This window comes from Pontibacter chinhatensis (assembly GCF_900113285.1).
GTDB classification, from domain to species: Bacteria; Bacteroidota; Bacteroidia; order Cytophagales; family Hymenobacteraceae; genus Pontibacter; species Pontibacter chinhatensis.
In genome coordinates this window covers 111,368-130,869 of record NZ_FOOT01000006.1, presented here as the reverse complement: position 1 = coordinate 130,869, position 19,502 = coordinate 111,368, and the positions used below count along the sequence as shown (strand labels likewise).

Annotated in this window: 14 protein-coding genes; 12 read left to right on the top strand and 2 right to left on the bottom strand. The window is 51.5% G+C overall.

Features of this window, described 5'->3' with window-relative positions:
• Positions 1–179: 179 nt before the first annotated feature.
• Complete coding sequence (locus BM040_RS16995) at positions 180–1,202, top strand: rod shape-determining protein (RefSeq protein WP_092104041.1); 1,023 nt, start codon at positions 180–182, stop codon at positions 1,200–1,202.
• Positions 1,203–1,388: 186 nt separating this feature from the next.
• Positions 1,389–1,541: a hypothetical protein gene (locus BM040_RS21825; protein ID WP_175491097.1), complete on the top strand. Its 153-nt coding sequence runs from the start codon at positions 1,389–1,391 to the stop codon at positions 1,539–1,541.
• Between the two features lie 479 nt (positions 1,542–2,020).
• On the opposite strand, the gene cls is transcribed toward BM040_RS21825, so the two are convergent.
• Positions 2,021–3,493: a cardiolipin synthase gene (gene cls / locus BM040_RS16985; protein WP_217646790.1), complete on the bottom strand. Its 1,473-nt coding sequence runs from the start codon at positions 3,491–3,493 to the stop codon at positions 2,021–2,023.
• A 479-nt stretch (positions 3,494–3,972) separates the two neighbouring features.
• Between cls and BM040_RS16980 the strand changes: the two genes are divergently transcribed.
• Positions 3,973–4,806, top strand: coding sequence for a hypothetical protein (locus tag BM040_RS16980; RefSeq protein ID WP_092104037.1), 834 nt, complete (start codon positions 3,973–3,975; stop codon positions 4,804–4,806).
• A gap of 687 nt (positions 4,807–5,493) precedes the next feature.
• Here BM040_RS16980 and BM040_RS16975 read toward each other — a convergent pair.
• The gene (locus BM040_RS16975) at positions 5,494–8,976 is read right to left on the bottom strand and encodes a class I SAM-dependent DNA methyltransferase (RefSeq protein WP_092104035.1); all 3,483 of its coding nucleotides are present in this window, start codon (positions 8,974–8,976) and stop codon (positions 5,494–5,496) included.
• A 109-nt stretch (positions 8,977–9,085) separates the two neighbouring features.
• On the opposite strand from BM040_RS16975, the gene BM040_RS16970 reads away from it, so the two are divergent.
• From BM040_RS16970 to BM040_RS16925, 9 genes are all read left to right on the top strand, one after another.
• Entirely contained in the window at positions 9,086–9,898 is an 813-nt protein-coding gene (locus tag BM040_RS16970) for a hypothetical protein (protein ID WP_092104033.1), read from the top strand.
• Between the two features lie 664 nt (positions 9,899–10,562).
• A complete protein-coding gene (locus tag BM040_RS16965; protein WP_092104031.1) occupies positions 10,563–11,660 on the top strand; it encodes a M48 family metalloprotease in 1,098 nt (365 codons plus the stop codon).
• Between the two features lie 1,379 nt (positions 11,661–13,039).
• On the top strand, positions 13,040–13,912 hold the full coding sequence (locus BM040_RS16955) for an EF-hand domain-containing protein (protein WP_092104027.1): 873 nt from the start codon (positions 13,040–13,042) through the stop codon (positions 13,910–13,912).
• Positions 13,913–14,857: 945 nt separating this feature from the next.
• Complete coding sequence (locus BM040_RS16950) at positions 14,858–15,787, top strand: lytic transglycosylase domain-containing protein (protein WP_092104024.1); 930 nt, start codon at positions 14,858–14,860, stop codon at positions 15,785–15,787.
• A gap of 264 nt (positions 15,788–16,051) precedes the next feature.
• Positions 16,052–16,591 (top strand): YceI family protein, encoded by a 540-nt coding sequence (locus BM040_RS16945; RefSeq protein ID WP_092104022.1) that lies wholly within the window; start codon positions 16,052–16,054, stop codon positions 16,589–16,591.
• Between the two features lie 285 nt (positions 16,592–16,876).
• On the top strand, positions 16,877–17,812 hold the full coding sequence (locus BM040_RS16940) for a ring-cleaving dioxygenase (protein ID WP_092104019.1): 936 nt from the start codon (positions 16,877–16,879) through the stop codon (positions 17,810–17,812).
• 350 nt (positions 17,813–18,162) lie between these two features.
• A complete protein-coding gene (locus BM040_RS16935; RefSeq protein WP_245756276.1) occupies positions 18,163–18,528 on the top strand; it encodes a cupin domain-containing protein in 366 nt (121 codons plus the stop codon).
• A 26-nt stretch (positions 18,529–18,554) separates the two neighbouring features.
• Positions 18,555–19,178 (top strand): alpha/beta hydrolase, encoded by a 624-nt coding sequence (locus tag BM040_RS16930; protein ID WP_092104017.1) that lies wholly within the window; start codon positions 18,555–18,557, stop codon positions 19,176–19,178.
• A 16-nt stretch (positions 19,179–19,194) separates the two neighbouring features.
• Positions 19,195–19,476, top strand: a complete 282-nt coding sequence (locus BM040_RS16925) for a GNAT family N-acetyltransferase (RefSeq protein ID WP_092104015.1) — start codon at positions 19,195–19,197, stop codon at positions 19,474–19,476.
• Positions 19,477–19,502: the final 26 nt, after the last annotated feature.

Below are 19,502 nucleotides of genomic sequence, written 5' to 3'. Positions count from 1 at the left end.
TGGTAAAATACTGCGTCACAGCTGCTCTTAGCTAAGATGCTTTGCTAAACCGAGAGTATAGAAGTACAGGACTCAGTATCAAATTTTTTCACAGGAGGGAAAGGTGTGCATGCCGAAGTCAGCCAGCTTTTAGGTTCAGCTACAGCAGATTACAGATATTTAAGCATTACGAACGGCAAATGAGTTTATTTAATTTTTTTACAGAGGAAGTAGCGATTGATTTGGGTACGGCAAACTGCCTCGTTATCCGCGATGGCAAGGTGGTGGTGAACGAGCCGTCGGTGGTGGCCATTAACCGTAACACGGGGGAGGTGCTGGCCATTGGGCGGGAGGCTTTGCAGATGGAGGGGAAGACGCATGAAGACATCCGCGTGGTGCGCCCTCTGAAAGATGGAGTCATTGCCGACTTCGGTGCCTCGGAGCACATGATAAAAGGAATGCTGCGGCTGGCCACGAATGGCAGAAAGCGACTGGCTGCTTCCTACAAAATGGTGATTTGCGTTCCTTCGGGCATCACGGAGGTAGAGAAAAGGGCCATCCGCGATGCAGCCACCATTGCCGGCGCCAAGGAACTGTACCTGGTGTACGAGCCCCTGGCCGCTGCCGTGGGCATCGGGCTGGATGTGGAGGAGCCAACCGGACACATGATTGTGGATATCGGAGGCGGCACCACCGAAATTGCCGTTATTGCCCTGAGCGGTATTGTGTGCGACCACTCGCTCAGAGTAGCAGGGGAGAACTTCGACGCCGACATCATGCACTTTATGCGCCGCCAGTATAACATGATGATTGGGCAGGCTACTGCCGAAAAGATAAAAATACAGGTGGGAGCCGCCCTGTCGGAGTTGCAGGACCCGCCGGAAAATATTTTTGTGAAAGGCCGCGACCTGCTCACAGGCTTGCCCAAGCAGGTGGAGGTAGCCTATGTCGACGTGGCCCACTGCCTCGACCGATCACTGAGCAAGATTGAGGAAGCCATTCTGAAAACCCTGGAGGTAACGCCGCCGGAGCTGGCAGCCGATATTCACCAGGAGGGCATTTACCTGACAGGCGGCGGCGCCTTGCTGCGCGGCCTGGATAAACGCATTTCCGCCAAAACCAGACTGCCCACGCACGTGGTGGAAGAGCCGCTGCAAGCCGTGGTGCGCGGTACCAGCATCGCCCTGAAGAACGTCGGCAAGTTTATGTTCCTGATGCGGTAGGGGAGGGGAAGTTATTGGTTGATAGTTATTCGTTATTGGAGTTAGTTGTTGGAGGGGGAGAATTCCTGCTGTATAGGACTTGTTCTATGGAGGGGTAGGCGGGCTTAAAATGATACGCTTGTGCCTCCCGTGAACCGACGCTTCTCATCCCAATTGCTGGCGCGGGTTTGCAACCCGTGCCTGTCTATGATGTTGGGTTTGCAACCCAACTGGCTCGCAGAGCCATACTTTATACTTCGGCTATACTTTTTACTTCGGCTATACTTTTATACTTCAGCCACACTTTATACTTCCAATAGCCACGGCTTCCTGCAACTGGACACAAGCTATCCTTACTAGCTGCCGTTCATCCTATAGACTTACAAACCTACTGTTTCATCTCTAGCTTTGGTGCCCTCAAGGCCGGGAGGCCTCGCCTTCGGACATCGCGCGGTGTACATTTCCTGCTCTCGTGCCTCGAGCTGCCTGCGGCACCGGAAATGTACAAGTCGCTCAACCCAAAGGCTGGGAAGCATTTGATAGCTATTGCTATTGCTGTCATCTCGACCATCGGGAGAGATCTGGATGGTGGAATTCCCGATAGATTTCTCGCCCTGCTCGAGATGCCAAGAAGAGGGGCAAGTATTATTCCCCTCCTCGGAGGGGCTGGGGGTGGGTTTATACTTGGTAGGGACAGGTCGCGACCTGTCCGCGCGAGAACAGCAGCAATGAAATTTATACTTCAGCCAAAGTAATGACAGGCTCCCCGCCTTGGATAAGGAGGGGTTAGGGGTGGTTGGACCCGGCACTGCAAATATTCCCAAACAAAAACAACCCTATCACAAAAGCGGAGAAATCAGCTTAAATACCTTTTCGAAGAGATGGATGTATACCGGGCGTGCTTTCCAGGCTGCGGCGTCTAGCTTGGTGGCGTGTGTCAGGTCCTGGAAAAAGGCCCGGCGGAGCTCTCCGGCAAAAGCGGCGTCATAGACTACGGCGTTCACTTCAAAATTCAGGTCAAAGCTGCGGTAGTCCATGTTCGCGGTGCCCACCATCGACAGGTTGCCGTCTACCACCAGGGTTTTGGCGTGGATAAAGCCTTTGCGGTACTGGTAAATCTGCACGCCTACGTCCAGCAGGCTCTCGAAATACGACCGGGCTGCCGTATCCACGATAAAGGAGTCGGAGTTTTCCGGAACAAGCAGTTTTACCGTCACGCCGCCCATGGCCGCAATCGTCATGGCATCCAGAATACTTTCGCCGGGTATAAAGTATGGCGTGGTGAGCAGGATTTCTTCCTTGGCAAGGGCAATCGCCTGCAGGATGGAGAACATGATGGTGGGCTTGGAGGAGTCGGGGCCGCTTGAGGCGATCTGTACCACGGTGTTGCCCTGTATGTTTTCCGTTGGCAGGAAATACTCTTTTTCCGGCTCCAGGTGCCGTTGGGAGGAGAAATTCCAGTCGGTAAAGAACAGGTACTGCAGGTAAAAGGCGCCCGGCCCGTCGATGCGCAGGTGGGTGTCGCGCCAGTACGTTTTTTCTTTTTGGTTGGGGTAATTGATGTAGCTGTCGCTGATGTTGATGCCGCCCACAAAGGCTGTTACGCCATCTACCACGATGATTTTGCGGTGGTTGCGGTAGTTGAGCCGGTTGGCGAGCAGCAGGATACGGACTTTATGGAACGGGTATACTTCCACGCCGGCGTCCTGCAACTCGCGCCTGAATTTCCGACGGATGGGCCGGCTGCCAAAGTCATCATAAATCAACCGCACAATTACTCCTTCTCTTGCCTTCCGAATTAGCAGTTCCTTAAGCTTGTTGCCGATGAGGTCATTGTTGATGATGTAGTACTCCAGGTGGATGTGGTGCCGGGCCTGCTCCAAGGCTTCGAACACTTCGGCAAACTTCTGCTCGCCGTTTAGCAGCAGTTTCACCTTGTTGCCTGCGGTTAGGGGGCTGAGGTTATCCTTGAGCAGCAGGAGCGCCAGGGGCCTGTACTGCTGCACCTCGGCAGGGCTTTCCTTGAAATTCTGTCTGGAGTAGGAGATAATTTTCTCCTCTATCTCACCCATGAGCTCCACATTCTGGAGCAACTTTTTAGAGTATAAGCTGCGCTTGCGGTAATTGATGCCAAACGAAAAATAGAATAGAATGCCGCCTATCGGCACAAAGATGACGAGCAGCAGGTACGCAAGCGTTTTAATGGAGGAGCGGGTGTCGTAAATGATGCGCAGGCAGACCAGGATAATAATGGCCAGGTAAAGTGTTTCTCCGATCAGAAGCCAGTCGATGTCAGAGAGCGCACGTAGCATGTTGGGTGGGGTTTGATTTAAGTAGTGTGCAGGAATGATGTGGTTTCCTATACGATTAACTGGGGCAGGGGTAGAGAGGGTGGCCTGAAAGCTTGATGGGTATTCGGCTGCCATTGCTGTGGTTCTTCAGTTTTGCGCAGGCTATACTTTTATACTTGTCTGAATCAGGATTTACAGGATGAAAGGATTAGCAGGATTTTATACTTTGCCTATGACTTATACTTTTCTGGCGCCTGCATCCGCTTTTGCCATACTTTTATACCTTGCTATACTTCCTGTTTATACTTCCTTAGCTACCGCTTCCTTCTACTTGACACAAGCTACTCTTTCTGGCTGCCGATCATCCTGCAGTTTAGCAACCCACTAGTCTTGGTTATACTTTATCTATATCGGATATAGTAGTACTTATATAAACAAAGTATAAATATTTAACTATATTTGATTAGAGACGCGTAATCATTCATGCTAAATCCAAGAATATGAAAACGAAATGGCTGTTTGCTTTTTTTGCCCTTTGCCTGTTTACAGGCTGCACAGATGACGACGAGCGCCCGGAGCCTGTTGAAAAGACTTATCTGCTGCACCGCAAAACATCAGAAATCAGTATGGCAGATGGCTCGCAGAAAACCATAGAGTGGAAGTATACCTATGATGAGGATAACCTTCTGGACCGGATTGATGTGCTGACTACAAGTGGTTCCGAAGCGAAAAACCTCGGTACGGTACTGAGCTATAACAACAAGGGCTATCTGTCGCAGGTACTCATTGAAACGGGCAGGATATGGTCAACTAATTACGATTCTCAGAACCGGCCTATAGAGCAGGTTGAGAAATATAGAGAAGCAATGCCCCTTACATACGTAAACAGGTTTGATCCTTATGGCAAGCTGTTAGTGCAAGAACTATACGCAGGCAATGAAGCAGCTGCTAACCTCATCAGCGTCACTAAGCTGACGTACACAAAAGCAAACGAAATTATGCTCCGACGCACGCTCGCCTCGGGTGAAGTAGCCGAGGAAGCCAAGGTGGTAACGGATGATAAAAGCAGGCCGCTTCCGATGCTGCTTGATCAGACTTTCCTGGCCTTCCAACCCTCCGGTGTTTTTGTGGAATCGCTGTTAACCGACCATAATGTTATCTCTTATGAAGATTTAGCACCGGGGTCGGCTGACGACAATGGGAACAGGAGCTTTACGACCAACTATATTTATAACGAAGCAGGCTACCCCATAGTATCGGATAGACAGTTTGCTTCGGGGGTAGTGGAGACTAGCAGCTATAGCTATCTTGTTAAAGAAGTGAAACGTGATTAATCCCGCTGTTCCGGACATCCTTGTCCGGAACCTTTCTGCTGCGGAACTTCGGTCTGCGTAAATTATACTTTTATAGTTTGGCTATACTTTATACTTCCGCTGGCGCGAGCTTGTAGCTCGTGCCTTTTTATACTTTGGCCTATACTTCAGCTATACTTTCATAGCCGCTGCTTCCTTCGACTTGAAGCAAGCTCGATAGCTACTGCCTTTGCTATGCAACAAGTATAAACTGTCCCCTTGAGGGGACTACAGGGGTGTAAAGCCAGTGGTAAGAGCCTTCGCTAAAAGTAAACACCCCTATGGTCCCCTCAAGGGGACAATTTTCTGTATAACTTAACAACCAAGTCCCCCTTGGAAGGGGGTAGGGGGATGATAATCGCCTGCTGGGTTTATACTTTGAAGGGACAGGTAGCGACCTTTCCGCGCGAGAACTGCAACTATAAAACTTATACTTTAGAAGTGGCAATTACAAGCTCCCCTCCTTGGATAAGGAGGGGCAAGGGGTGGTTGGACCCCGAATGGCAGAAACGCGGACAAGGATGTCCGCAGCGGAAGACGTTCCGGACACGGATGTCCGGAACAGCAGAACAAAGTATAAAACTCCCTCCCCTGTTGTTAGGGGAGGGCTGGGGTGGGGTGAAAACCAGGCCTTCATCCTTCCCATCCCTAAATCCCAAAATCCTGATTTTACTTCACGTACTGCTCCTGCTCGGTTTTGCGGACTAAGCCCAGGCCATGAAGCGTTTGCAGCAGGCTGTCGATTTGCTGGAGGCGCTGGGTTTGCTGCGTTTTGGCCACGGGCTTGAACTGACCGATAAGCTCCTGCGCGGTGGCCGGGCGCTCGTGCAGTTGCAGGGCACGTTGCACGGCCTGCGCCTGCTCCGAGAGCGTTTTCGGCCAGGCCAGTTGCTCTTTGGTGGTGGCAGTGACGGCCTTGCCGGCCTTTTTGCTTTCAATTCCCAGCTCGCCTTGCTGGGTGCCTTGCGGGTTCTGGTAGGCGGGGCGGAGCCAGCGGATGAGGCCGCGTGCTTCTTCGGCGGTGCGTGCTTTGTTCAGGGCCACGAGGCGCTCGAGTATGGCCTCTTCCGGAAGGTTGGCGGGCCAGCCATAGGCGGCGGCCACGGCGGCATCGAGTTCCTGGTGCAGCTGCAGCAGTATACTTACCAACCCCTGCTCGTGGGTTTTCTGCTCTTTGGGGGTAAGCGCCTCGCCCGACCGCAGTTTCTCCAGCACGTTATACATGTCGGTGATGGTGAGCGTGGGGTGCTGCGCCTGACGCTGCTTGCGGTGCGCGTCCAGCTGCTCGGTTATACCTCGGATCTGCTCCTTCTGTGCTTCGGTGGCGGCAGGGAAGGGGAAGGTTTCGAAGCAAGAACTTTTTATGTATCGAGGTGTATTTCCACCTAAGTTACTGCCAGTTGCTAACGCCCATTTAATATGTATTTGGCTTGATAATACACCAAGTATAAATGCGTCTTGACTGGCAATATTTATTAAAGCATCATCTGGGAGTATATCAGCTTCTAAGAATTGGAAAACTCTGTGTTTAGCTGTAACAACAGTAGCTATATACTTATCCAATCCTTCCATTGACTTTCTTAATTCTGTTCTTGGCTTACCAAAAAGCCACCAGAGTTTTGCATAACCGGCTCCATCTTTAGTATTTCCTTTTGCATCTCGTTCTGGCTTTACTCTCTCGAAAACCCATTGGTATACTTCAGGAAATCTCACTCTTACTTCATCACTTGAAAGGCCGAATAAATCGATAATTTTTACTCCGCGTGGTTTATCAGTTAAATCTCTACCATTTCTATACTCTTTGATATAATTTTCAAGACCATTTATACTTTCAAGGCCAAGTTTCCTTGCTTGTTCGGGTGTAACTATAAATCCAGAGCCATGAAGTTTCACACCAGGGCTACTTATTTTCTCATTCGCCTTCAAAGGCTTGGCATCAGAAAGAGCAGCACCTACAGTTAAATCGGAATGTACTTTCCCATCCTTCTCAGCAAAAGAAACCTGTACTTCTAATCCGTCAGTCTTACTTTCTGAAACTACAGTTAAAAGTCTTCCTACAGCCTCACCCTTCTCCGCTGCTGTCATGGCAATTTCTACATTTGCTCCGTCTGCACTATCCACCCAAGGATGATTAGGTATAGCAAGCGTAATAGAAAGCTGTGGTTTAGCTTCCATGTGAGCTTCTATCACGCGGCGATTGAAAGTCTGACTTATACTATTGGTCGTGATGAAGCCAAATCGTTCTGCTTTACCTGCACGAACAATTTCAGCGGCTTTGTGCCACCAGAACATTACAAAGTCGGCGCTCTCCGGTACAGTGCCTTTGTATACTTTGCGGAGTGCTTCGGTATAGCCATCTCCCAAAGCATCGCGCATATACTTTGCCCCAATAAACGGCGGGTTGCCTACTATAAAATCGGCTTCGGGCCAGGTGGCGGGTTTGGGGTCGAGGTAATCGTAAACGATGGTGCGGGCGGTTTCGTCGGGTACTTCCTGTCCGGTAACCGGGTGCGGTTTGGTGCTGTGGCCGTCCCAGCGGGTAACGGGTTGGCCGTTGGCGTCGAGGCGCGGCTGGCGGTCGGAGTAGCTCAGCACCGCGTCCTGCTGCTTTATGTTGCCGTACTCGCGCAAAATGGGGTTGCTCAGGCGGGTGGCCGAGCCGTGCGCCCTAAAGTGCCACTGCAGGTAGCCAATCCAGAGCACCACGTCGGCGATGGCCGCTGCGCGTGGGTTTACCTCCAGGCCCAGCAGCTGCGCTGGCGTTACGGTATAGCCGCCTGTCATGTCGAGGCCCAGCTGGCCCGGGAAGTGGTCCAGGTACTCGGTTACTTCGCCCTCCAGCCTTTTGAGGTGCTCCAGGGTAACGTACAAAAAGTTGCCGCTGCCGCAGGCCGGGTCCAGCACGCGCACCGAGCACAAACGGCGGTGGAATGCTTCGATTTCCTGGCGGGCACCGGCTTCGTCGCCGGCATCTTCGAGTATGGCCGAGGCCGTGCGGGCCGCTTCCCACTCTTCGCGCAGCGGCTCGATAACGGTGGGCATTACGAGGCGCTCCACGTAGGCGCGGGGCGTGTAGTGGGCCCCCAGTTTGTGGCGCTCGCGCGGCTGCAGCGCCCGCTCCAGCAAGGTACCGAAAATGGCAGGCTCCACGTCGGCCCAGTCGGCTTCGGCGGCCAGTATCAGCAGGTCGAGTTGGGCTTCGGTGATGGGCAGCGCCTCGGGCTCTTTAAACAGGTAGCCGTTAAACTGCGGGATGTTGGTGCGCAGGGCCGGCTCAAAACCGCCGCGGTCCATACTTTGCCAGAGCGCCTTAAGGGCATCGGGGAAGTAGTGTATACTTTGGCGGTAGTCCTGCAGCAGCTTGGTAAAGGAGTTGCCGGGCAGCAGCTGCACGTCTTCGGCAAACATGGTAAAGAGGCAGCGCATCAGGAAGCCCGCCACCTTTTCGGGCGCGTGTCCGGCCTGCTCCAGCGAGGCCGCCAGTTTGGCCAGCCGCTCGGCCAGCTGCCGCGTTACGCGGGCAGCGCGGCGGCTCGGGTCCAGCTCCAGCGGGTCGGTAAAGAGCAGGCGCAGGCGCTCGCGCACCTCCTCGCGGTGCAGCTCGTCTAAGGTTATTCTATAATGTTGCGGGTCCGGAAAGGGTACGTAGGTTTTGCCCTGCCGCGCAAAGTCGGCATACAAATCGATGCAGTAGCCCACATCCACCACGGCCAGGAAGGGCGGCCAACTGTCTGGTAAGCAGCGGGCGTAGCGCAGGGCCTGTTCCTTGGCCTTCTTCATTTCGCGCTCCCAGGTGCGGGTGTCGCGGGTGGCGGTGCCGGTCTTGGTTTTTGTCTTTTCCGCGCCCAGTAGTTCGGCCTCGCTTATACTTGCTTTGTCGGCACCCTGCTTGGCCTCCAGCACAAAGCATTCTTTCTTGTAGAGGTCGATGAAGTTGGTGCTCGTCTTTCCTTCGCCATCGTCAAACACCACGGGCCGCTCGAAAGTATAGGTGGCTTCATGCACCTTGTCGGTAGCCGGCTGCGGCTTCTCCACGCCCAGCAGCTCGCACAGCTCCGTTAAAAACAGCTGGTAGTTAGCGCGTTCCGAAGCGCCGGAGGCTTTCCAGCGGGTGATGAAGTGGGTAATGGCAGGGGTAGAAGTATGCGGCATGCGTAGGCTGGGTTTGTTTTCGGGATATAGGACAATTTGCCTATGCAATATATAAATTTCCGGCTATATTTGCTCTGATTCTAATTCTTATTCATCCTAAAACCTACAAATGAAAACAAATTTACTTTACCTGCTTTTAGCGCTATTCCTCTTTTCCGGCTGTTCCAAAGATGATGACGATGCGGCCCCGGAGAAAACCTACCTGCTGCAGCGGAAGTTGTCGGAGGTAACTTTTTCGAGTGGCGGTGGAGTCACAATTGACCTGACTTACAGCTATAATCCTAAGAATCAATTGATCAGGATAAATGGTGTGATCATCAGAGAAGATGAGTTGGTGCCAGTTCACACTGACCTCAGCTATGACAGCGAAGGAAGGGTAAGGCGTGTAGAAAACCGCCTGGGAACAGTATGGACGAATGAGTACAACGATAAAGGCCAGTTGGTGCTATCCACAAGAAAGTATAAAACCTCCGAACCATACATCTACTTACACTCCTACAACGACAAGAACCAGCTGGTAGAAATTAAGACTTATATGAAGGAGGTAAACCAAGAAGCTTACCGTGGCAACACGCTCATTTCTTACGAAGGTGATAATCGGATTAAAATAGAAAGAACTTCAGTTGCTAGTGGAGAGATAAGAGAGTACACCATCGTTACTGATAATCAGAAGAGAGAGCTACCTCCACTACCGCACCAGATAACAGCCGAGTTTGCTGCAGCAGAGATTTTTGCCGAACCCTACATCACAAATCATAATATCGCTAGCATGGATGTTGTAAATAAGACTCCAAGCAATGTGCTTGATATAAGTTATCAGGCAACACGCACCTACAACCAAGCTGGATACCCAGAGACATGCATTATGACGTTTAATCACGGCTCCGTAGAGAAGATTACGTACGTTTATACTTCGAAGTAGTCGTTACAAGTAGGATAGAGGAGCACCGGTTTTTAGCCGGTGCTTTTTTGTTTTAGGGGGAATTATTACCCCACCCCAGCCCTCCCCTAAAAACAGGGGAGGGAGTTTATACTTGTCGCTCCACCTGTCATCTCGAACACTATTGAGGTGAGAGCCGAAGAGAGCCAGTGTAGCTGTGAGAGATCTGGGTAGAATTCTTCAGATCTCTCCCAAAGGTCGAGATGACAAAAAGCAAAGGCTATCAAATGATTCCCAGCCTTTGGGTTGAGCGCCTTCTAGATTTCCGGTTTCGCTTCAGCGAAATTGCGACCGAAGGGCAGCAAAGGAAATGTAGACAGCGCGATGCCCGAAGGCGAGGCCTCCCGGCCTTGAGGGCGCCAAAGCTAGAGATGAAACAATAGGTTTGTAAGGCTAGAGGATGAACGGTAGCTAGCAAGGATAGCTTGACTCAAGTTGAAGGAAGCAGCGGCTAAGCAAAGTATAAACTCAAGTATAAAAGTATGGACAAAGTATAAATTGATAACTTTCTGTAGCAAAAAAAGCCAAATAGATTCAATTTTTTGACAACTCAACACAAGGGAGTGCGTACCTAAGGGTCTGTTTTGCAATAAGTATATAATAATTTTTAAGTATCCTATATTATTGTTCAATCAAACCTTTACCCATGAAAAGATCGAAGATCACCCTCCTATGCCTTGGTTTGGCATTTGCCACTGCATCCTGCGAAAGCGAAATGGACAGCATGAACGAGGAAATGAGCCCTGTTTCCCAAAGCGCAAACGCCGTTTCCGCCCCAAGCAAGTATGAACTCCAGCTTCCGGTGGACATGCCTCCACTAAGCGAGAACCTGAGAAATGCTGTTATCAGTGAGGCTGTAACCCCAAGCGAGTGTGCCCCGACAGAGTTCGTGACTGTACAGAATCAGTACATCATTCCCCTCTTGTCGGACCCAATTGCATTGGCTAATGTGAACCTGTACTGGGATATGAACTTCATTTACTCCTATTACCTGGAGAGCGGCCCGCAGTATTTTGGGGCGAAGGGGGAGTATACCCAGCTGATGGTGAAAAGGCAGCGCGAAATGGAGAAATTCTGGAACATGCCAGGCCAGATACAGGTAAACGGGCAGCATAATGCCACCCTGAACGACCGCGAAGCCCTGGCTGATATCTTCGAGTCGTTTGGCGTGGGCGTTACAAACCGCGACGAAGCTTATGCTATCGCCGATGAATTGCTGGCCCTGAATGAACTGTCGCCTATCCTGCCGGAGTCTCCGCTTTTCTCTATAGATGGATTCGCGTCCAGTAATAACCTGATTGTTATTGGCGATGGCCTTGTGCAGATGGTTTCGGAAGCCGGAATAGAGCAGGATATTGTATGGACAGGTATTCTGGCGCATGAGTGGGCACACCAGATCCAGTTCGACAACTACGCAGACTGGTATCCGGAAGGAGCAGCCGATAACGCACCGGAGGCCACCCGATACACCGAAATGGAAGCTGACTTTATGGCTGCCTACTACATGACCCACAAGCGCGGCGCCACTTACAACTGGAAGCGCGTGGAGCAGTTCTTTGATCTGTTCTTCCAAATCGGCGACTGCAGCTTTACGAGCTCAGGCCACCACGGCACTCCGCTACAGCGCTTGGCTGCTGCCCGTTTAGGATACGAGACCGCTAACGAGGCCCAGAAGCAGGGCCACATCCTGTCGCCGCAGAAGTTGCACGAGATCTTTGTAGCAAGCGTAAACAATCTGCTGTAAACGCTGCGGAAATTCTGATAAATAAAGAGGCTGCTCTACGCTGTGTAGAGCAGCCTCTTTATTTATAACGCTAGTATTATACTTGAATTGGCCTTTATTAACGGCCTGTTTCCGGTAAAGCCTGTATGAAATAACGAAGGTGCACGGGCGGTATGTAATAACCTGCTTTTGCAATACCGGGTCCAACCACCCCTGGCCCCTCAGAGCTACGCTCGCTACCTTCGAACTCGCGTTCTCGGTAGTCCAAGGCGGGGAGCGTATGACTGCCTTGGCTGAAGTATAAGTTTCATAGCTTTTGTTCTCGCACGGACAGGTCGCGACCTGTCCCTACAGAGTATAAACCCACCACTTGCCCTAAGAGGATGTTGAGTTCTACAGAGAACTGTCCCCTTGAGGGGACTACAGGGGGGTAATGCCAGAGGTAAAAGTCTTCGCTAAAAGTAAACACCCCTACGGTCCCCTCAAGGGGACAGATCTGTATTACTAATTTATACTTTACTTTTCAGTTGCAAAGGCAGTAGCTATCGAATCTGTTTCCAGCCTTTGGGTTAAGCGCCTTGTGCATGTTGCGGTGCCGAACGAAGTGAGGCAGCCGGAGCAGAGCGGAGGCAGCTTCAGGCACACCGCGCGATGCCCGAAGGCGAGGCCTCCCAGCCTGGGAGGGCAGAAAGCTAGAGGTGAAACAGTAGGTTTATGGGAACTAGAGGATAAACGGGAGCTAGCAAGAATAGCTTATGTCCAATTGTGGAAAGCGGCGGCTATAGAAGCATATACTGGCAAGTATAAAATTATAACAGTAAGTATGAAATCGCTCAATAGGACACATAGGCCAGGGAGGAAGTATAAAAGTATTGCCTACGTGGAGCAGGAGGTCCAGAACGGCTGCTTTCAAAGTATAAAAGGACACGAGCTGCCTTGTCCCGAAGCATTTCAAGGAAGCTCGTGTCAGTAAGAGGAGCCATAATCGAAAGCTTGCGGCAGTTCCTTGTTAAACACCTTACCCCATACCTCGCCAAAAAATCAGCAGGAATAACCCTATTAAACTAACTATCCCCTAAAATGTCAACTAATATATTGATAGTCAATCGTTTAAATTGATAGGATTACCGTATAAAATAGTAAGTTATGGGGTTGACCTCTTCCTTTCAAATCTGCTTGTGTCTTGCCTCACCAAAGTCATGAGCCGAAAATTCACACATTAAATCAATTTTGAACCTCTTCAAAATTCCTATCCCTTCTGGATACCTGATGTGAGGCTATCACTTTTTTACCTCCAAGATCTGCATTCCACATCAGCATACTTTCCACCGCTTAGCCGGAAGTGCTGCTAACCTCGCCTGTGCAGGATGCGATCCTGGGCTCTTATTTATTCAATAATCATGAAAAAAGTTTATTTCGTTTTCCTCTGCATCGCCCTGTTGGCATGCAACGATGACGACGACGATGCGCCAACTCCCAGCTCGTCTACAGATAAGGTTGCGCCTGTAGTTACTATCACTGCCCCGGCAGCCAATGACTCGCTTTTGATAATTGGTGGGATTAGGCTGTCTGGTATAATAACCGAGGAGTGGAGGCTTGAAAAAGTGCGGTTTTTCTTAACAGATCCGGGTGGTGCCAGAGAGATGATATGGGACGCTTCACCCACGCTTTATGTACAACAACGGGAATTCGAGCTAGGCCACCAGCTACCCATACCCCGACAGGCCGCTCTTGGTGCATACACCCTCACAGTTGAAGCAAGAGACTATGGCAAAAATGTGGCGAAAGACTCCGTGACGTTCGTTTTGCATGCACCGGATATAAACAAAGCTGCATTTGAGGAGCCCTTCAATCTCGGACTGTATAATTACTGGGAGTATATGGATTGGTTCGGTTACAACTCTTGGGACTACGGCTCAATGCTTGATGCTGATTGGCTTAGCGTACTCCTGTCCCTGATAGTCGACACGGACGGGGAGTATGGTGTATCTAAGGCGGAATGGACCCGTTTTACGACAGACTTTAATGCAAAAGAACAGAACTGGGCCACCTGGGATGAAGATAATAACGGGGCCCTAAATGAAGCTGAATTTCATAAAGGGGTAGGCAGCCTGAAATTTTTCGAAGACTGGGATACGGACCAGGACCAGGTAGTCAGTGCTGAGGAAATGGGAGCAGGATTTTTCGAACGATGGGACCATAACCGGAATGGTTTGCTAAGCGCCGATGAGTACCTTGATAGGTACTACACTTACCTGCACCGGGCTCAGTAGCGGAAAGTATAAAGTAAGCATAACCGGGTCCAACCACCCCTGGCCCCTCCTTAGCCAAGGAGGGGAATTTTTACCCCTCCCCAACCCTCCCCTAAAAACAGGGGAGGGAGTTAAGCTACTTCTAAAGTATAAGTTTCATAGCTGCAGCTCTCGTGTGGACAGGTCGCGACCTGTCCCTACAAAGTATAAACCTGCACCTCCCGTTTGCTGGCGCGGGTTTGTAACCCGTGCCTTGTATGAGGTCTGATTTGTAATCCGACTGGGCCGGAGGCCCAACAATAGTCGGTCACGAGCGTGGACGCTCGCGGCATGACAAGAAAGTTTACCAGCAGGAACAGCCTTGTCCAGAGAGGAGAATTATCTGCAGGCGATTATCATCCCCCTGCCCCCTTCGAAGGGGGACTTGGCTGAAGCTCCGTTAGCAGCGGCTATCGAGTTTATCCCAGTTTTTCTAGGAGGCGCCTTGTGAGATCCGGTGCCCGTCAAGGGCAGCCGGAGCGCAGCGGAGGCAGGAGGGAACACAGCGCCGAGCGGGAAAACGAGGCCTTCCGGCCTAGGAGGGCAGAAAGCCGGAGGTGAAACAGTAGGTTTGTGGGAACTAGAGGAAGAACGGCAGCTAGTGAGGATAGCTTGTGTCCAGTTGCGGGAAGCAGCGGCTATTAGTAGGCACAAGCGGACGCTTGCGCCAGCAGGCTCTATAAAAGTATAAAGTGAAGTAAAAAGTATAGCCGAAGTATAAAGTACGGTTCGAGCGGACAAGGATGTCCGGAACAGCGATGTCACGAAAATTTATACTATATTCAGAGTAGATTTTCCCTCGACTCCCTAGAAATAATCTATACTTTACCGGCTCCTCTAAAATCACCTTTTGCCGTTTTTGCATTTTTTCTCTAATTTAAAGGGGACGTTTACATTTTATACTTTTAAAGAGAGAAGGGGGGAGCCATGACACAGCAAATCTGGAAATACGTATGGGTTACGCTGATCATCGTACTGGCCGTGCAAATGTGCAGCCAGCAGCAAATCATGACCGCAGGAGGCATTTCGGGTGCATCCGACACGAAAGCTAATGCACTGAAGCCAGTTTTTACATCGCCGCCAGTGCCGGCTGCAATGTCTTTTGCCGGGGAACCGGTGCCACTGCATGTGCCCGATGTGGCCGAGCGGCTGGACCGCGAACTGCTGGTGAACTCACACCTGCACGCCACTACGCTGCTGGGCCTGAAGCGTATGCAGCGCTATGTGCCTGAAATCACAGCCTTGCTAAAGGAGAATGGCATTCCTGAAGACTTCATTTACCTGGCCCTGGCCGAGAGTTTGTTCGGGCACGTTACCTCACCGGCAGGGGCGGCAGGCTTCTGGCAACTGATGCCGGACACGGCCCGCGGCTACGGCCTGATTGTGAACGACGAGGTAGATGAGCGTTTTCATGCCCAGAAGGCTACGTTAGCAGCCGTGAAATACCTGAAGAGGGCCAAAGAGCGCTTCGGCTCCTGGACCAACGCCGCCGCCTCGTATAATCGAGGCATGGCTGGCTTGGACCGTGCGCTGGAGCGACAGGGGGTAAATTCTTATTACGACCTCTACCTCAACGACGAAACCTCCCGCTACGTGTTCCGCATCCTGGCTCTGAAAGAGGTGTTGGGCAACCCGGGCAAGTATAACTTCGATTTGCCGGAAGAACGTGGTTACCAGCCGCTGCCCTCCCGCACAGTTAAAGTAACCTCTACGCTGTCCGACCTGCCCGCATACGCGCTGGAGCAAGGCACTAACTACAAAACCCTGCGCCTCTACAACCCCTGGATAAAGGGTTACAAACTGACCGTGTCGCAAGGAAGGGAGTTTGAACTGCATTTGCCAGCCGAAGCCATGTAAGGATAGCTTGGGCCGGTACCGCCATTGCCGTATAATACCCATCAGCAGAGGGCCGCGCTACCTGTGTAGCGCGGCCCTTTGTGCTTTCATATCCTTTAGTACTTCAGGCTCTTTAAAAATAAAATGTGACTGATAATGAGGGTTTTAATCAAAACTTGTGAAACTTTTAAAACTATTTATATGTATATACATTAAATGTACATACATTTGTGTTCAATCTTAAATGATTCATTAAACAGTTCAACTAAAAAACAAGAAAATATTATGGCAAACGTAAGATGGGTAGCAGACCCGATGCACAGCGAAGTACAGTTTAAAGTAAAGCACCTGATGATCACTACCGTGACAGGCTATTTCAAGAGCTTTGAGGTAGAGGCGGTAACGCCTGACGATACCTTTAAAAGTGCCGAGAGCATTGTGTTCACTGCCGAAGTAGACTCCATCAGCACCAACAACGAGCAGCGCGACACACACCTGAAGTCGGGTGACTTCTTTGATGCCGAGCAGCACCAGCAGGTTCGTTTCGAGGCCACAAACTATGAGCAGGTGTCGGACGAGGAGTATAAGCTGCACGGCAACCTGAGCATCCGCGGTGTATCCAAGCCCGTAACGCTAAATGTGGAGTTCGGTGGCATTGTGGTAGACCCTTACGGACAGACAAAAGCCGGCTTTACAGTGGATGGCAAGATCAGCCGCAAGGAGTTTGGCCTTACCTGGAACGCGGTGACCGAAGCCGGTAGCGTGGTGGTGAGCGACGAGATTAAACTGCACGCCGAAATACAGCTGGTAAAGCAGGCATCTTAAGTTAGCCCAAACCTGTATAAGAAATACCAAAGGCCGTATATCCGAACGAACCGGGTTGCGGCCTTTTGTTTTAAATATGAGTACAAGAGCAGATAGCAGTATATAAGCTAGCTGTCATTCTGAAGAAACTTGGTAGATGGGTGGTTAAGCTGATGCCACTGGCCAACAAGATCCTTTCAGGATGACAGTATAAGTTGCGCAAACAGTTGTCCTAGAGCAGTTTATGCTTTTAACACCCACCCTGTTCTTGAAGTATACTTCATCAGCCCCTTAAAATCTAACCTTATGGAAAACCGCATATTAGGCCTGCATCATATCACGGCGATTGCCGGCATGGCCAAGAAAAACCTCGAATTTTATACCAAAGTGCTGGGCCTGCGCCTGCTCAAGAAAACGGTGAACTTCGACGACCCGGGCACTTACCATTTCTACTTCGGGGATGAGAGGGGCAGCGCTGGCACCATCCTCACTTTCTTCCCTCACGAAGGTGCGCGTCGTGGCAGTGCCGGTACCGGTATGGCCACCAATATTGCGTACGCCGTGTCCGAGGGCAGCTTTGATTTCTGGATCGAGCGCTTCGAGAAGTATAACGTCATCTACAACAAGCCTTCGGAGAAGTTCGGGGAGAAGTACCTGACTTTTCTGGACCCGGATGGGCTGAAGCTGGAGCTGGTGATCCCCAAAAACTCGGACAACCGCACGCCCTGGGAAACAGACGAGGTGAAAGCCAACGTAGCCACCAAGGGCTTTCATGGGGTGACACTGACGCTGCAAAACAAGGAGAAAACAGCCCAGGTGCTGACGGACATCTTCGGCTATACTTTTCAGGAGCAGAGCGGCAACCGCTATCGCTACGCTACCGACGCCGTGGACACAGCCAACATCATCGACCTGGTGGAACTGCCCAATGAGGCGCGCGGCATCGGCGGGGCGGGCACCAACCACCACATCGCGTTCCGGGTGAAGAACGAGGAGGTGCTCATGCATTTCCACGACAAGATTGCTGGTCTGGGCTATAACATCACCAACAAAATAGACCGCAATTACTTTTACTCGCTATACTTCCGTGAGCCGGGCGGGGTGCTGTTCGAGATTGCCACCGACAACCCGGGCTTCAGTATTGACGAGCCGTGGGATAAACTAGGGGAGGGGCTGCTCTTGCCTCCGCAGTACGAATCACGCCGCGCGGAGCTGGAGGCAGTGCTTCCGAAGCTGGATTGAGGGTTTCTGAGATCTGCAGGAGGAAGAAAGCAGTTGCAGAAACGGGCGATTCATGCTCTGTCTCTGCCGCAAGTTTTCAACTTGTGGCTTATCAAGCGGTTGAGTTTTCAACTCAACTGAGGCGGAGGCCCAGCTATTGCCGGGGTGTAAGTGTAAACCCACCCCCGCCCCTCTAGGGAGGGGAATGAGAGAACGATTGTCACCCCCCTGCCCCCTTCATAGGGGGACTTTCGTGCAAGAGTATCCCCCTCCTGTTTCTAGGAGGGGCTAGGGGAGGTTTAATTCCCCTCTCGGGAGGGGCAAGGGGTGGGTTAATCGAACTTGGATTACAAAGTATAAAGTATAAAAGTATGAACATGGAAGCATTTGCCATTACGCGTGTCTACGCCGACGAGAACGGCGACAGTCGTTTCGAAGACCTGACCAGGTCCCTGAACCCGGAAGGGGAGATCGGCTTTTTGTCAGATCCGGAGGAGGTGGAAAGCATCATCTTCCGGAAGGTGGTGCCGACCTATGATTACGATTTTCATACAGCACCGGCCCGGCAATACCTTTTTCTTCTGGAAGGAGGTATTGAAATCGAGACATCGCTGGGCGAGAAGCGCAGCTTTAAGACCGGGCAGGTCCTGCTGCTGGAGGATACCACAGGCAAAGGGCACAGGACCCGCAACCTGCAGACCGCCGTTCGTAGCTCTGTCTTCGTAACACTCAGGTAAGGCTTTCAATCCAAAGTATAGCGAACATGTACACACATCAGAAAGATATTAAAACGCAGGGCAAGCCGCTGGCAGAAGCCAAAAAAGCACTCATACTGGTGCACGGCCGGGGCGCTACTGCCGAAAGTATACTTGGCCTGGCAGCGCACCTGCCCGTGCAGGAGTTTAGCCTGCTGGCCCCGCAGGCCACCAACCACAGCTGGTACCCCTACAGTTTTATGGCCCCCGAGGAGCAAAACCAACCCGCCCTGGACTCGGCCCTGGAGCAGCTGGATGAGCTGGTGAAAAGTATAGAAGCAGCAGGTATAAAAAGCGAGAATCTATACTTTGCCGGTTTCTCGCAAGGGGCATGTCTTACCTCGGAGTATGCCGCGCGTCATGCCCAAAAGTATGGCGGCTTGCTTGTTTTCACCGGGGGCCTGATAGGGCAGCGCCTGGACGAGAGCAGGTATAAAGGCGACTTTGCCGGCACGCCCGTACTCATCACCACTGGCGACCCGGACCCGCACGTACCGGTAAGCAGGGTGGAGGAAACCGTGGCCGTGCTGGAGAAGCTTGGCGCTAAGGTAACGAAGAAAGTATACCCGGGGCGTCCGCACACCATCCTGCAGGAAGAACTGGACCTGGCAGCCGGTATACTTAACGCCTAAAACGAAAGGGATTATTATGGATGTGGAAGTGAAAGACAACCCCGCCCGCCACCGCTTTGAGGCAACCGTGGAGGGCAAAACCGCCTTTATCGACTACAAGCTGGAACCGGGCGTGATGAAGGTGCTGCACACAGAGGTGCCGAAAGAGCTGGAAGGACGCGGCCTGGCCCGCACCATGACCCAGTTCGCCTTAAAGCACATCGAGGAGCAGAACCTGCAACTCGTGCCGCTGTGCCCCTACATGCGGTCCTTCCTGAAGAAAAACCCGGAGTACCAGCGGCTGGTAAAACAGAACTAAAGTATAAAGTATAGAAAAGGAACCCA